General features: G+C 72.6%; 12 protein-coding genes and 1 pseudogene. 4 read left to right on the top strand and 9 right to left on the bottom strand.

The window, feature by feature from the left end:
* The first annotated feature begins 107 nt into the window (after positions 1-107).
* Positions 108-710, top strand: a complete 603-nt coding sequence (gene recR / locus NBZ83_RS22280; RefSeq protein ID WP_261570444.1) for a recombination mediator RecR — start codon at positions 108-110, stop codon at positions 708-710.
* A gap of 12 nt (positions 711-722) precedes the next feature.
* On the opposite strand, the gene NBZ83_RS22275 is transcribed toward recR, so the two are convergent.
* On the bottom strand, positions 723-1,334 hold the full coding sequence (locus tag NBZ83_RS22275) for a hypothetical protein (protein ID WP_261570443.1): 612 nt from the start codon (positions 1,332-1,334) through the stop codon (positions 723-725).
* A 656-nt stretch (positions 1,335-1,990) separates the two neighbouring features.
* On the opposite strand from NBZ83_RS22275, the gene NBZ83_RS22270 reads away from it, so the two are divergent.
* Entirely contained in the window at positions 1,991-2,443 is a 453-nt protein-coding gene (locus NBZ83_RS22270) for a hypothetical protein (protein ID WP_261570442.1), read from the top strand.
* Positions 2,444-2,474: 31 nt separating this feature from the next.
* On the opposite strand, the gene NBZ83_RS22265 is transcribed toward NBZ83_RS22270, so the two are convergent.
* Together NBZ83_RS22265 and NBZ83_RS22260 are read right to left on the bottom strand one after the other, a co-directional pair.
* The gene (locus NBZ83_RS22265; protein WP_261570441.1) at positions 2,475-3,479 is read right to left on the bottom strand and encodes a zinc-dependent alcohol dehydrogenase family protein; all 1,005 of its coding nucleotides are present in this window, start codon (positions 3,477-3,479) and stop codon (positions 2,475-2,477) included.
* A gap of 37 nt (positions 3,480-3,516) precedes the next feature.
* Complete coding sequence (locus tag NBZ83_RS22260) at positions 3,517-4,101, bottom strand: TerD family protein (RefSeq protein WP_136448448.1); 585 nt, start codon at positions 4,099-4,101, stop codon at positions 3,517-3,519.
* Positions 4,102-4,354: 253 nt separating this feature from the next.
* Between NBZ83_RS22260 and NBZ83_RS22255 the strand changes: the two genes are divergently transcribed.
* Positions 4,355-5,623: an aspartate kinase gene (locus NBZ83_RS22255; RefSeq protein ID WP_261570445.1), complete on the top strand. Its 1,269-nt coding sequence runs from the start codon at positions 4,355-4,357 to the stop codon at positions 5,621-5,623.
* Between the two features lie 103 nt (positions 5,624-5,726).
* Positions 5,727-6,830 (top strand): aspartate-semialdehyde dehydrogenase, encoded by a 1,104-nt coding sequence (locus tag NBZ83_RS22250; protein ID WP_261570440.1) that lies wholly within the window; start codon positions 5,727-5,729, stop codon positions 6,828-6,830.
* Positions 6,831-7,415: 585 nt separating this feature from the next.
* On the opposite strand, the gene NBZ83_RS22245 is transcribed toward NBZ83_RS22250, so the two are convergent.
* The 6 genes and pseudogenes from NBZ83_RS22245 to NBZ83_RS22220 form a co-directional block, all read right to left on the bottom strand.
* Positions 7,416-7,619 (bottom strand): cold-shock protein, encoded by a 204-nt coding sequence (locus tag NBZ83_RS22245; protein ID WP_018500469.1) that lies wholly within the window; start codon positions 7,617-7,619, stop codon positions 7,416-7,418.
* A 467-nt stretch (positions 7,620-8,086) separates the two neighbouring features.
* On the bottom strand, positions 8,087-9,115 hold the full coding sequence (locus tag NBZ83_RS22240) for an aldo/keto reductase (RefSeq protein WP_261570439.1): 1,029 nt from the start codon (positions 9,113-9,115) through the stop codon (positions 8,087-8,089).
* Positions 9,116-9,203: 88 nt separating this feature from the next.
* Positions 9,204-10,772, bottom strand: a complete 1,569-nt coding sequence (locus tag NBZ83_RS22235) for a CYTH and CHAD domain-containing protein (protein ID WP_261570438.1) — start codon at positions 10,770-10,772, stop codon at positions 9,204-9,206.
* Positions 10,773-10,939: 167 nt separating this feature from the next.
* Positions 10,940-11,737: a CPBP family intramembrane glutamic endopeptidase gene (locus NBZ83_RS22230; protein ID WP_261575723.1), complete on the bottom strand. Its 798-nt coding sequence runs from the start codon at positions 11,735-11,737 to the stop codon at positions 10,940-10,942.
* Positions 11,738-11,853: 116 nt separating this feature from the next.
* Positions 11,854-12,846, bottom strand: coding sequence for a cytochrome d ubiquinol oxidase subunit II (locus NBZ83_RS22225; RefSeq protein ID WP_261570436.1), 993 nt, complete (start codon positions 12,844-12,846; stop codon positions 11,854-11,856).
* A pseudogene (locus tag NBZ83_RS22220) lies at positions 12,843-13,684 on the bottom strand (cytochrome ubiquinol oxidase subunit I); the annotation flags it as partial. The gene NBZ83_RS22225 and the pseudogene NBZ83_RS22220, both read right to left, overlap by 4 nt.

Raw genomic sequence — 13,684 nt, 5'->3', positions numbered from 1 at the left:
GCGGGGCGCTCGGCGGGCTGGGTGATCTCGGCGGGCTGCTGGCTGGCGGCGGCGCGGCGCCGCGCGGTCCCGGCCGTCCCGGACTGGGCTGACAGGCGGGAGCACCGATGTACGAGGGCATCGTCCAGGATTTGATCGACGAACTCGGGCGGCTGCCCGGCATCGGCCCGAAGAGCGCCCAGCGGATCGCGTTCCACCTGCTGGCCGCCGACCCGGTCGACGTCCGCCGGTTGGCGACCGCGCTGATCGAGGTCAAGGACAAGGTCAGGTTCTGCCGGAGCTGCTTCAACGTCGCCCAGTCCGAGCTGTGCCGGATCTGCGCCGATCCTCGCCGCGACCAGGCCCTGATCTGCGTGGTCGAGGAGCCCAAGGACGTCGTCGCGATCGAGCGCACCCGAGAGTTCCGCGGGCGCTACCACGTCCTCGGCGGGGCGATCAACCCGATCGGCGGCGTCGGGCCCGACGACCTGCACATCCGCGAGCTCATCGCGCGGCTGGCCGACGGCACGGTGACGGAGCTGATCCTCGCCACCGACCCGAACACCGAGGGCGAGGTCACCGCGTCCTACCTCGCCCGCCAGATCGGGCCGATGGGGCTGCGGGTCACCCGGCTGGCCAGCGGCCTGCCGATGGGCGGCGATCTTGAATGGGCCGACGAAGTGACCCTCGGCCGTGCCTTCGAGGGACGCCGGGTCGTCAACGCCTCCTGACCCGCCGGCCGGTCAGAAGCCGAGGATGGGCGCGTACGTCGAGCTGGGGATCGAGGCAAGGGTCAGCAGGACGATGCTGACATCAAGGTGGTCAGCCTCGGCGCTGAACACGGCATGCAGGCCGCGGGTGCGGTAGACGTCCACGCCGTGGTCACGCACGACCTGCACGCCGAAGACCTTCGTCGCCCTGATCCACCAGATCCGACCGGCGGCCCGGATCCGGATCTGGCGGGCGTCGCGCCGCATGCCGGTCGTCAGCCGGGCCAACCGATCCGCGGGTAGCCGCGGCTGATCCACGTAGCCGACGATGTCCCGCTCCGGGCCATGCACGACCAGCCGGGCGGGGCGGGCCGCGGGACCGGGTTCGACCAGATCGAGCTCCGCGGTGATCTCTCGATCCCGGGGGAACATCTCGGCCGCCCAGACACCCTCCCCGCGCAGGACCCGCTTGCCCTGCGGGCCGCCCTGCGGATGCCCGCGTGGCAGCATCCCGCCGACGATCCGCCCGGCGCCGCCGTCCAGGCGCCAGGCGACCGAGACGACGCCGCCAGGCGGCAGGACGCCGCCGAGATCACCGGCCTCGCGCAGGGGACAGGTCCAGACGCCACGAATCCGCCTATCCATCCAGGCCGCTCAGGTGCCGTCGTGCCTCCCCACGATCCGGGCCCGTCCCGCTGGGGCGTGACCCGCCCCAGGGTGGACCAAACTTCCCGCTGGAGATCATCCGACACCCCCTCACTACCCTCGGTCACCGTGCGCGAATGCGATCACTTTCCGCTATCAGACTCGGCTGCCATCGACCATCGGTACATAGATCTGCGACGCCTTGCTGCGCTATGCACCCAGATGCTACGCCGCGCGCCCATGTGCCCATCATGCTGCACTCGCGCGAGCATGTGCGCGCGCTTCCGCGATCCCGTACGCCTTCGCTTTCGCGCACTCGTCCGGTCGCGCGTCGGCACCACCGTCCGAACGCGCGTCGGCGATCGCCTCGGAACGCTCATCCAGCGGAGCGTTCGCACGTGCATATTCCCGATACATCGGTCTATCGAACACTCCTCCAGGCCACGTGACGACCACGGTGGGGGCCACTACCAGGCCAGATGCCGACCCCCGCGGTCAGGACACGCGGAGCCGGGCGGCATCGTAAGAGGCAGCCGGTTGTGGCGTGGCCCCGTCCGCACGACACACCCGGCACGACGCGCGTCCCACCCGCCGGCCACGCTGGGACCGACCGTCGCTGACGGCCGGTCCACACCGTCCACCAGGAGGTTCACCGTATGATCATCAGTTCGCATGTCGGCGCGGGTGCCTTCGTGGGGATGGCGATCCGACATCCCGTACCCGCTCTGGCCGCGGGATTCCTCTCCCACCTCGCCATGGACGCCCTGCCGCACTGGGGCACCGGCCCGAACACCGAGTCGGAGTGGCTACCGATCGCGCGCCGCGACGGAGTCGCCGGGCTTGCCGCCATGGCACTGCTGACCGCGTCGGCCCCGGCCGGGCGGCGCCTGGCCGTTCTCGCCGGCATGACCGGGGCCTGCCTGCCCGACACCGACAAGGTCGGCCGTTACTTCGTCGGCTCCAGCCCATGGCCGAACCGGTTCGACCGCTTCCACGAGAAGATTCAGAACGAGGCCCGCCACCGGCTGCCGCGCGAGGTGGTGACAGCCGCGGCCCTCACCGTCGCGGGCACGGTGCTGCTGCGCCGGCTGCCCGCCCGCGCGGCCTGACCGCCCGGCGCCGGGCCCGAGCCCTGCGCCGTCAGGGCAGCAGGACGGCCGCGCCGGTGACCCGGTCGGCGGCGAGGTCGGCGAGGGCCCGGTCAGCGGCGGCAAGCGGGTAGGGCGACACCGTCACCGCCAGCCGGTGCTCGGCGGCGATGGCGAGGAACTCCACACCGTCGGACCGGGTGTTGGCGGCCGTGCTGCGCAGATCGCGCTCCTGGAACAGGTGCTCGGCGTAGACCAGCGGCGGGATATCGCTGAGGTGGATGCCAGCGACGGACAGGGTGCCGCCGCGGTCGAGCGCCGCGAGCGCCACCGGCACCAGATCGCCCACCGGCGCGAACAGCACCGCCGCGTCCAGCGGCTCGGGTGGCGCGTCGTACGCACCGGTCGCGGACGCGGCGCCCAGTTCGAGGGCCAGAGCTTGGGCGCGGGCCGACCGGGTCAGCACATGGACCCGTGCCCCCTGGGCGATCGCCACCTGGGCGGCGAGATGGGCGGACGCGCCGAAGCCGTAGATGCCCAGCCGGCCGCCGGGGGGCAGCTTCGCGCGCCGCAGCGCCCGGTAGCCGACGATGCCGGCGCACAGCAGCGGGGCGAGCTCGGCGTCGCTGTAGCCGGCGGGCAGCCGGTAGGCGTAGTCGGCGCGGACGCAGACGTACTCGGCATACCCGCCGTCGACATCCCAGCCGGTGTAGGTCGACGCGGGGCAGAGATTCTCCGCGCCGCGGGCGCAGTAGATGCAGGTCCCGTCGGTCGAGGCGAGCCACGCCACACCCAGGCGGTCGCCCAGGCGCACCCCGGGCGCCCCGATCCCGGGGCCGATCGCGTCGACCCGGCCGACGACCTCGTGCCCCGGCACGGTGCGCGACCGATGCGGCACGAGGTCGCCCTCGGCGAGGTGCAGGTCGGTGCGGCACACGCCGCACGCGTCAACGCGCAGCCGGACCTGCCCCGGGCCCGGTTCGGGCAGCGGCAGCTCGGCCGCGCGCAGCGGCTCGGTGCTCATCGGCCCCGGCGTTACGACCTGCCAGGCCCGCATAGCCCGCACTGCCCGCACTGCCCGCGCCGGCCGCGACTCAGACGCTGACGCCGTGGTCGCGCGCCAGACCACCGAGGTCGTTGTGACCCTGCCCCACAGCCCGGAACTTCCAGTCGGCGCCGCTGCGGTAGACCTCGCCGAAGATGACGACCGTCTCGGTGGAGTAGTCCTCGGACAGGTCGTACCGGACCAGCTCGTTGCCGCCCTGGTCGACGACCCGGATGTAGGCGTTGCGCACCTGGCCGAAGTTCTGGCTGCGGCTCACCGCGTCGTAGATGGAGACCGGGATGACGATCCGGTCGATCTCGGCGGGCACCGCCGGCAGGTTGACGATGATGGACTCGTCGTCGCCCTCGCCCTGACCGGTCTTGTTGTCGCCGGTCAGGGTGATCGCACCCTCGGGCGACGCGAGGTTGTTGAAGAAGATGAAGTAGCTGTCGTTGAGGGCCTTTCCGTCCGCCCGTAGGCCGATGGCCGAGGCGTCAAGGTCGAAGTCGGTGCCGGTGGTGGTGCGGGCATCCCAACCGAGCCCGACGTTCAGCGCGGTGAGCTGGGCGGTGCCGGCCTCCGCGGCCTGCTTCGTGAGGCTGACGTTGCCACCCTTGGCGAGGCTGACTGCCATTGCGGATCGTCCTTCCTGGACTGGTGCGTCGGGGACCATCTCATGCAACCGCGCGGTACGCGGTCGATATGACGCGGTCGGTGCCGTCACCCTGGCACAACGGATCGGATCCGCCCAGCGTGCCGTCGTCGGGACGACAGCGTCGCGGTGGGTCGGACCCCGGCCGCGCTGCGCGGACATCCGGCCAGGTCACATCCGAGCAATCCCCGTCGAGCGGAGCGGGCAGGTGTCGGCGCTCGGTAACCTGGCTGCCATGGCGCTCCTGGTCGCGAAGTTCGGTGGATCCTCCGTTGCCGACGCAGACCGCATCAAACGAGTCGCCGAACGTGTCGTCGAGGCCCGCCGCGACGGCAACGACGTAGTGGTCGTGGTGAGCGCCATGGGCGACACGACCGACGAGCTGCTCGCCCTCGCCGAGCAGGTGTCGCCGCTACCACCGGCCCGCGAGCTCGACATGCTCCTCACCGCCGGCGAGCGCATCTCGATGGCCCTGCTGGCGATGGCGATCACCACTCTCGGTGCCGAGGCCCGGTCGTTCACCGGCTCCCAGGCCGGCGTCATCACCGACTCGGTGCACGGCAAGGCCCGCATCATCGACGTCACACCGGGCCGGATCCGGGCCGCCCTGGATGAAGGTGCGATTGCGATCGTCGCCGGCTTCCAGGGCGTCAGCCAGGACACCAAGGACATCACCACCCTGGGTCGGGGGGGCTCGGACACGACCGCGGTCGCGCTCGCCGCGGCGCTGCACGCCGACGCGTGCGAGATCTACACCGACGTCGACGGCGTGTTCAGCGCCGATCCGCGCATCGTCCCCGACGCCCGCCGCATCGACACGATCTCCTACGAGGAGATGCTGGAGATGGCGGCCTGCGGCGCCAAGGTCCTCATGCTCCGCTGCGTCGAGTACGCGCGTCGTTACAGCGTGCCCGTGCATGTCCGCTCGTCCTTCTCCTCGAAGCCGGGCACGTGGGTCACCGAGATTCCGGAGGAACAGCTCGTGGAACAGGCCATCATCCGCGGCGTCGCGCACGACGTCAGCGAGGCGAAGGTGACGGTCGCCGGCTGCCCGGACAAGCCGGGGGTGGCGGCAGCGGTGTTCCGGGCCGTCGCGGACGCGGACGTCAACCTCGACATGATCGTCCAGGTCGGCTCGGTCGCGGGATCGGGCCGCACCGACATCTCGTTCACCCTGCCCAAGACCGACGGGCGCACCGCGTTGACGGCGCTGGCGAAGGTGCAGAGCGAGATCGGCTTCGAGCGGACCCTCTACGACGACCACATCGGCAAGTTGTCGCTGATCGGCGCGGGGATGAAGTCGCACCCGGGGGTGTCGGCGCGGTTCTTCGGCGCGCTCGCCGACGCCGGCGTCAACGTGGAGATCATCTCCACGTCGGAGATCCGGATCTCGGTGGTGGTGCGCGACACCGACCTGCCGGGCGCGGTACGCGCCGTGCACGGCGCCTTCGAGCTCGGCGACCCCGACGGCGGGGCCGTCGTCTACGCGGGCACCGGCCGATGAGGACACCGAAGACGATGAGGACACCGAAGACACTGACTGCAGGCGGCACGGCAACGATCGCGGACAGCGCAGCGCTGATCACGGGTTATCTGGAGGATGGGGCATGACGGGCAACGAGGCCGGCCGGCGACCGACGCTCGCGGTGGTCGGGGCGACCGGCGCGGTCGGCACGGTGATGCTGTCGATGCTCGCCGAGCGGCCGGACATCTGGGGGGAGATCCGGCCCGTGGCCTCGGCCCGTTCGGCCGGTCGCACCGTGCGGGTGCGCGGCGCGGACGTCGCCGTGCAGGTGCTGTCGCCGGAGGTCTTCGACGGCGTGGACGTCGCCGTGTTCGACGTCCCCGACGAGGTCTCGGCGCAGTGGGCTCCGGTGGCGGCGGCGCGCGGCGCGGTCGCGGTCGACAACTCGGGCGCCTTCCGCATGGACGACGACGTCCCGCTCGTCGTCCCCGAGGTCAACGCCGACCAGCTCGGTGCCCGTCCGCGGGGCATCATCGCCAACCCGAACTGCACGACCCTGTCGATGATCGTCGCGCTCGGTGCGCTGCACCGGGCCTTCGGCCTGGAGTCGATGTTCGCCGCCTCCTACCAGGCCGCCAGCGGCGCCGGACAGGCCGGTATCGACACCCTCTACGACCAGCTCGCCACCGTCGGCGGGACGCGGGAGCTCGGCCAGGCGGCCGGCGACGTGCGCAAGGCGATCGGCGAGGAGGGCCTCGGCCCCTTCCCCGCACCGCTGGCCCTCAACGTCGTGCCCTGGGCCGGGTCGCTGCGCGACGGCGGCTGGTCGTCGGAGGAGTTCAAGGTCCGCAACGAGTCCCGCAAGATCCTGGGCCTGCCGGACCTGCGGGTCTCGGCCACCTGCGTGCGAGTGCCGGTGATCACCACCCATGCCGTCGCGGTACACGCCCGCTTCGCGCGGCCCGTCACCGGCGACGAGGCCCGCACGGTGCTACTGAACGCCCCCGGGGTCGCGGTGGTGGACGACCCGTCCGCAGGCGAGTTCCCCACCCCCTCGGACGTGGTGGGCACCGATCCCACCTGGGTGGGGCGGATCCGGCAGTCACCGGACGACCCGCATGAGATCGCGCTGTTCCTCTGCGGGGACAACCTGCGCAAGGGAGCGGCGCTGAACACGCTGCAGATTGCCGAGCTGCTCGTCGCTGGGCAGGCAGGCCGGGTAGCAGCGCCGCCGACGGCTGGCTGACGGGCCCGGCTGACCCGGCATCGCCACGCCACGAATGGTGGGCCGGCGCGCGCGGTGGCGCGCCCGGCCGGCCGCGAATCGGCGTGCCATCCGCGCCGAACCGCGCCGAACGGCGATTGGTCGGCTCGCGAGAGCGCCCCACATTCGCTTTCAAGCGTCTTCTTAGCAACCTTTAAGCTTTGGCTGCCATAAGAAGCCGTAAGTGAAGGCCGAGAACGAGCGGCCGGAGAACCAGGATGCGGTTACCTGACTTTGCCCGAACAGCCACCGTGCCGGCTGCGATCCGTCGCCGAAATCACGCCGATCGGCAATAACGTGTCGACCCGCCGGAAGGTGGATCGACTGGTCCCGGCGGTGGGACACCGAAGACCGCTTTTTCCCATTTGATCAGGGAAAAAAGGGCCTTCTGGAGAACTGTCCGATCGAGGCGAGACACCCGACAGGGTCGGGACGCCGAGACCTCCGGCACGATCGGGCAGTCGCGGAATCGACTCCCCGGCATGACCCGAGGAACGACGCGGAGAAGCGGTCAGCCCGCCCAGCGGAGCACCCGATGGGCGGGCTGACCGTGAAGTCTCTCGTGGCTCAGACGACGCGGACGGCGTCGGCCTGCGGACCCTTCTGACCCTGGGTCACCTGGAACTCGACCCGCTGGCCCTCCTCTAGTGCCTTGTAACCGTCCATGTCAATCGCGCTGTAGTGAACGAAGACGTCGGAGCCGCCGCCGTCCACGGAGATGAAGCCGAAGCCCTTCTCCGAGTTGAACCACTTCACCGTGCCCTGAGCCACGTGCCGTTCTCCCTGCTGGTGCAGTCAGGACCCGCACCGCGCGGGCCCCGGACCGAACGCCAGGAAGCCACAAGAGTTCCTGGCGTTGTTCCGCCGCGTCTCGGTTGAGACGCGAACCGGCGAACTCCGGCCAGGGACGACGCTACACGGATGGAGGGCTTCGCGGGAGTCCTCCGAGCAAGGAAGTCCACTTCATGCCCCGGTAACAGAACAACACCGCTGGTCCGACCACGGGCGAGTCCACCCGGGTCGTCCCACAATCCGTCGAGCTGACAGGGATTTCCCAGCGTGGGCAGCCTGCGGCGCCAACCGGCCGGCCGGTGGCCCAAACGTGGCAACTCCGACGGGTGATCGACGGCGGTATCGATCCGACCACGACCGAGACCACGTATCGGCCCACGATCGGGCCCACATCGCCGACAGCCGGTCCGGGCCCCGATGCCCGGACCGGATCCGGCTGCGGACGGCTACGCGTCGCCGGTGGGGCGCAGCGGACCGCGGCCGGCCGAGAGCCGTTCGACCGCCGCGGCGATCTCGGTGAGATCGGCGTCCGTGAGGGTCAGCGAGCCGGCCGGCAACCAGCCGTCGAGCTGGTCCGGGCGGCGAGCCCCGACGATGGCGCCGCTCACCCCGGGGAAGGCCAGCGTCCAGGCGACCGCGACGGCGGCGACCGTCGTCGCGTGCCGACGGGCCACCTCGGTGAGCACGTCGACGAGCGCGAGGTTGCGCGCCAGGGCCGGCGGGTTGAACTCGGCGGCCTGGCGCCGCCAGTCGTCGGCCGGCAGCTCGGCGGTCCGCTTCTCGCTCCAGCGGCCGGAGAGCAGCCCCGACTGCATCGGGCTGTAGACGATCGTGCCGATGCCGTGGGCGGCTGCGTACGGCAGGATCTCCGCGGCGGCGGTGCGGTCGATCAGGGAGAACGGCGGCTGGAGCACATCCACTCCGCCGGCCTCCGCCGCCTGCTCAAGTTGGTCGACGGAGAAGTTGGACGCTCCCACCGAGCGGATCTTGCCGGCGGCACGCAGCTCATGCAGCGCTGCGACGGAGTCGGCGATCGGGGTGCCGTCCTGCGGCGGCCAGTGCAGCTGGTACAGGTCGATGCGGTCGACGCCGAGCCGGCGCAGGCAGGCGTCGACCTCGGCTCGGATTGACGCCGGGGCACCCACCCGGGCCGGCGGGACGGTCGGGTCGGCGTCGTCCCAGACCAGGCCGCACTTGGTGAACACGTAGGGCCGCTCGGCCGCGGGGATGTCGGCCAGCGCCCGGGCGACGAGTTCCTCGGAGTGCCCGAGCCCGTAGACGGCGGCGGTGTCGATCCAGTTGATCCCCGCCGCGACGGCGTGGCGGATCGCCGCGACCGCCTCGGCGTCGTCCTGGGCGCCCCAGCCGAAGGCCCAGCCCGCACCACCGATCGCCCAGGCCCCGAAGCCCACCCGGGTGATCCGCATACCCGTCGAACCCAGCGGCGTCGTCGGGAGCGTGGTGGACGTGGTCATCGCGAGCCTCCTGCGGCACCGGGAACGACGGCGGATCGACGGCAGGCTACCCGCCCGACGGCCGCCCGATGCCCCGGCCCGGGGTGGCTCAGTCGAGCCAGCGGCGGTGCTTCGCGGCCGAGATCCGCGGCCAGGCGTCGAAGAAGTCCCGTTCGGCCAGCCGGCCGCGGCATTCCTCCAGCCCGAGCAGCACGCCGAGCGTGAACGCGGTGGGGTCGCCCTGGGCCTGGGCGGCGACACCCCAACCGCGCAGAAGATCGCGCGCGATGATGGCGTCCTGGTGGGTGCCGAGCAGCTCCTGCGCCCGCTCCGTCTGACCGACGAGCGCCATCGCGTCCTGGCCGTACAGCGGGGCCACCGCCTCCGCGGCGTAGCGCAGCCGCTTGGCCTGCTTGCGCGCGGAGTGCAGCAGCTCGTCCCGGTCGTGGCCGACCGGGAGCCCGGCCGCGGCGGTCACCTTCTTACCCAGCTGCCGGTCGGCGCGGCGGACGAGGTCGGGCAGGACCTTGCCGGCCGGACGCCGGGCCGCGCCGGTCAGCGGCGTGCGGACGAGGGTGAGCAGGCTGGCGACGAGGGCGAAGTACCGGTCGCTGCGCAGCATCGCCAGCGACTCCTCGCGGGCCGCGGCCATCCCGGTCCCGAGATGTGCGCTCACCGCGTCGTGAACCGGCCCGGCGACCAGGTCCGCGGGCAGTTCGGCCAGCCGGCCGCCGAAGTAGGCGATCTGCACCTCGGCGTCACGGGCGCCGGACAACGCACCGGCCAGGTCGCGCAGCTCCCCGTCGAGCAACGTCACCGTCTCGGCCGGGAACAGCGGCGCGAAGGTCCGCAGCGTGCTGCGGGCCCGCCGGCAGGCCACCCGCATCCGGTGGACGGCCTCGGGCTCGTCGAGCCGCACCCGGGGGTCGGCGGCGAGCAGCGCGCGCACCTGCTCGATGAGGTAGGCACGCACGACCTCGCCGGCCGGGGTCCGCCGGCGCGGGCGGCCCGGCGGCGGCGGCACGTCCGGGCCGGGCCCGGCAGCGAGCGCGGGGCCGAGCAGGCGGCCCAGCTTCGAGGAGTCCGCCGCCGCGACCGCGCCGGCCGCCAGCAGCAGCTCGCCGACGTCGTCGAGCAGGCCGCGCTTGCCGTCGACGAGCTCGACCTCGATCTCCCGCCAGGTGCTTACCACCGTCGCCTCGCCGAGTGTCTGGGCGGAGACCTGGTCGTCGACGACCTCGGCGAGGTCGACGCCGGCGGCGTCGCGCAGCCGCCGGGCGGTGCGCAGGGTGCGCAGCCGGCCGACCGGGCGCAGCTCGCCGCCGCGCAGGTGCACCGCCACCAGATCGACGAACTCCGCCGGCGGGGTGTGCCGGGCGCCGCCGGCCACGTCGACCGTGCCGCCGGCGGCGTCGAGCGGGAGCTGCAGCTCGTCGCGCTCCCCGACGCGGACCGGCAGCTTCAGGTGCCAGCCGGCGTCGGAACCGCCGGTTCGCCGGCGCAGCGTGATCCGGTTGCGGGCCAGGCGCAGGTCGTCAGTGTCGTAGTAGACGGCCTCGAGGCTGACGGCGCGACGGGTCCGCGCGGTCGTGACGCCGGGCACGCTGCCCAGCTTCGGCAGCACGAAGGTCGACTCGACGGAGTACTTGCGTTCGATCTCACGGACCCCGGTGGCCATCCGCCCCGTCCTCCTCATCATCATTCGTCCCGCACCGCGCGCACGCCGCACCCGGGCAGCCGATGCTCACCCTGACCCTCGTCGTGGTCGCCCGATGGTCCACCGCGGCACCGAGAAGAAGAGCGTCGGACACCTACTGGATGACCTGTGTTTCCCTGCCGTTAACCTTAGCGCGGGGCGGGGATCCAGGAGACCTTACCGACCAGAAGCACATAGCCGACGAAGGCCACCGTGTCGATGAGCGAGTGGGCGATCACCAGCGGCAGCACCCGGCCGTTGCGCTGGAACAGCCGGGCGAACAGCAGCCCCATCGCGAGGTTGCCGGCGAACCCGCCCAGACCCTGGTACAGGTGGTAGGAGCCGCGCAGCACCGCGCTGGTCGCCAGCGCCCGCCCCGGCGTGATCCCAAGCTCACGCAGCCGCACCAGCAGGTAACCGGTGACGATGACCTCCTCGGCGAGGCCGTTCTGGCAGGCGCTCAGGATGAGAACCGGAATCCGCCACCACACGTCGGGCAGGCTCGACGGCGCGACGGTGAGGTTGGCTCCGCTGTGCCAGGCCAGCAGGTAGAAGCCGAGGCCGAGGCCGCCGATCCCGGCGGCGAGCGCAGCCCCCTGCGCGAGGTCCAGGCCGGGGCGCCGGCCGTCGAGGCCGATCACGCGCCGGCCGCCACCGTGGCGGGCCAGCAGGTGCACGGCCAGCAGCACGGGCACCAGCCCGGTGAGGACGTCGGCCAGTTGCAGGGCGAGATCCAGCCACGGGCGGCCCGGCGCCGCCGAGGTGTTCAGCCGGGCAACCTGGGAACGGACGGATCCCGGCCGGGTGAGCACGCCGACGTAGCGGATGAGCGCGTAGAGCGCGGAGGCGGCGAAGGAGACCCCGAGCACGAGCCACACCTCGGCGGCCAGCACCCGCCGGGTCAGCGGTTCGGCTGTGACCGGCGCCTGCGCAGGGGCATCCGTCACCCGTCGACCGTAGTCCACCCGCGTTGACGGCCCAGTGCTGGATCGTCCGGCCCTGGATCGGCCCGGCGGTGACGCACCGCCGGGCCGACCTGGGGCCGCGCATCGGCCCGACCGGGTCAGTCCACCGGCTCGGGCCGGGTGAACAGCCGGTACAGCACGATCATCGGCGGCAGGACCAGCAGGAGACCGCCGCCGACGGTGTAGAGCATCGCCTGGATGTTGGTCGACGGGGCCGCGGCGTCGTCGACCGTCACCTGCCCCACGATCAGGTCGGGGTACTGGGCGATTGCCCAGCCCCAGAGCATCGCGGCGACCGCGAGACCCGCCGCCAGCCGGGCGGCGACGAACTGGTTACGCGCCAGCGCGACCAGCGCGCCGATCCCACCGACCGCGGAGAGCACCACCAGCAGCAGCGAACGGTCGGCGAACCGGTGCGCCACCACGGGGGCCTGGTCCCAGAACAGCGGCAGCAGGATCAGCGCGAGGATGCCACACACCACGGCCCCGCCGGCGGCGCGACGACGGAAGTCGGGCACCAGATGTTCGGTGGCCGGCGAGGCTGCCGCATCCTTGCACAGGTAGACCGCGGCGAGAAAGGCCGTCGCGGCGACCGCGAACAGCCCGCAGACGAGGCCGAACGAGCTGCGGACCGGGGCGAACGGGTCGTCCGGCGACATGTCTCCGGTGGCCAGCGCCGCGCCGGCCACCCCGAGCGCGAACGGGGTGATCGTGGACGACACCGCGAAGACATGCCCCCACCAGTGGTCGGGGCCCGCCGCACCGGCACCATAGGCGCGGTAGACGTAGGCCGCGCCGCGCAGCACGATGCCGACCAGCGCGGCCGACAGCGGAACCTCCAACGACGAGCCGACCACCCCGTAGGCGGGCGGGAACCCGCTGAACAGGGCGACGACGATGAACACGAGCCAGACGTGGTTGGCCTCCCACACCGGCCCGATCGCGTTCGAGATCAGCTTGCGTTGGGCCCGCGCGTCCCGTCCCCGGGCAAGCAGGTCCCACACGCCGCCACCGAAGTCCGCGCCACCGAGCAGCGCGTAGGCCGTCAGGCCGATCACCATGACGACGAGGAGCAGGTCGGCGGCGGTCATCGGGTCTCCCCCCGGTCGGTGCGGCCGGCGGTGCGAGCGCCGGTGTCGGGACGGCGGCTGGTGGTGGCGTGCCGGCCGCCCGTGGAGCGCCGGCCCAGCAGGCCGTGCCAGCCGGGCGCACCTCGCCGGTTCGACGGCCCGGGACGTCCGCTACCGGAGGATCCGGTGGCGTGCGGCTCGGGCCGCGGCCGCGGGATGGTGGGCGGCGCCGCAGACGGCTCGACGCCGTCCGGCAGCGGGCTGACGGCCGGCCGCGGGCTGACGCTCGGGGCGGCGATGGGCTCGGCACCCGTCGACGGGTCAGAACCAGTGGACGGCTCGGAACCGATTGATGGCTCGGAACCAGGCGACGGGTCGGAACCGGTCGACGGGTCGCCGGTCGACGGGTCGGAACCGGTGGACGGGTCGGAACCGGTGGACGGGTCGGAACCGGTGGACGGGTCGCCGTCCCCGGTGACCCCGATGCCGCCGGCGGGAGCGGGTGCGCCGGCGTGGGTCAGGGGAAGGCGGCCAGGCAGGAGCACCGCAACCGGCACGCCCTTGTGATCGCGCGCGGACAGATCCATCCGGGGCGTGTACCAGGCGGCCGGCTCGGTGGCCGGGTCGTACGCGGCGGCGGGCACGGACCGCCCCGCCGGAACGGACGGGTCGGTGCGGACAGACTTCTCAGCGCGGACAGACTTCTCAGCGGGAACGTACCGGGCGGCCGGAACGTGCCGGGCCGCGGGCACCGACTCCTTCGAGCCGGATTCGTCGTCGCCGCTGCCCTGTTCCGGGCCTGAACCGGCCGGGCCCGAGCCACCACCGGTGCCGGACCCGCCGTCGCGCGGCCGGGGGG

Origin of the sequence: Frankia gtarii (genome assembly GCF_025403375.1) — a bacterium.
Classification (GTDB): Bacteria; Actinomycetota; Actinomycetes; order Frankiales; family Frankiaceae; genus Frankia; species Frankia gtarii.
Note: the sequence above shows the minus strand (reverse complement) of the source record. Positions and strands in the feature narration are given on the sequence as shown.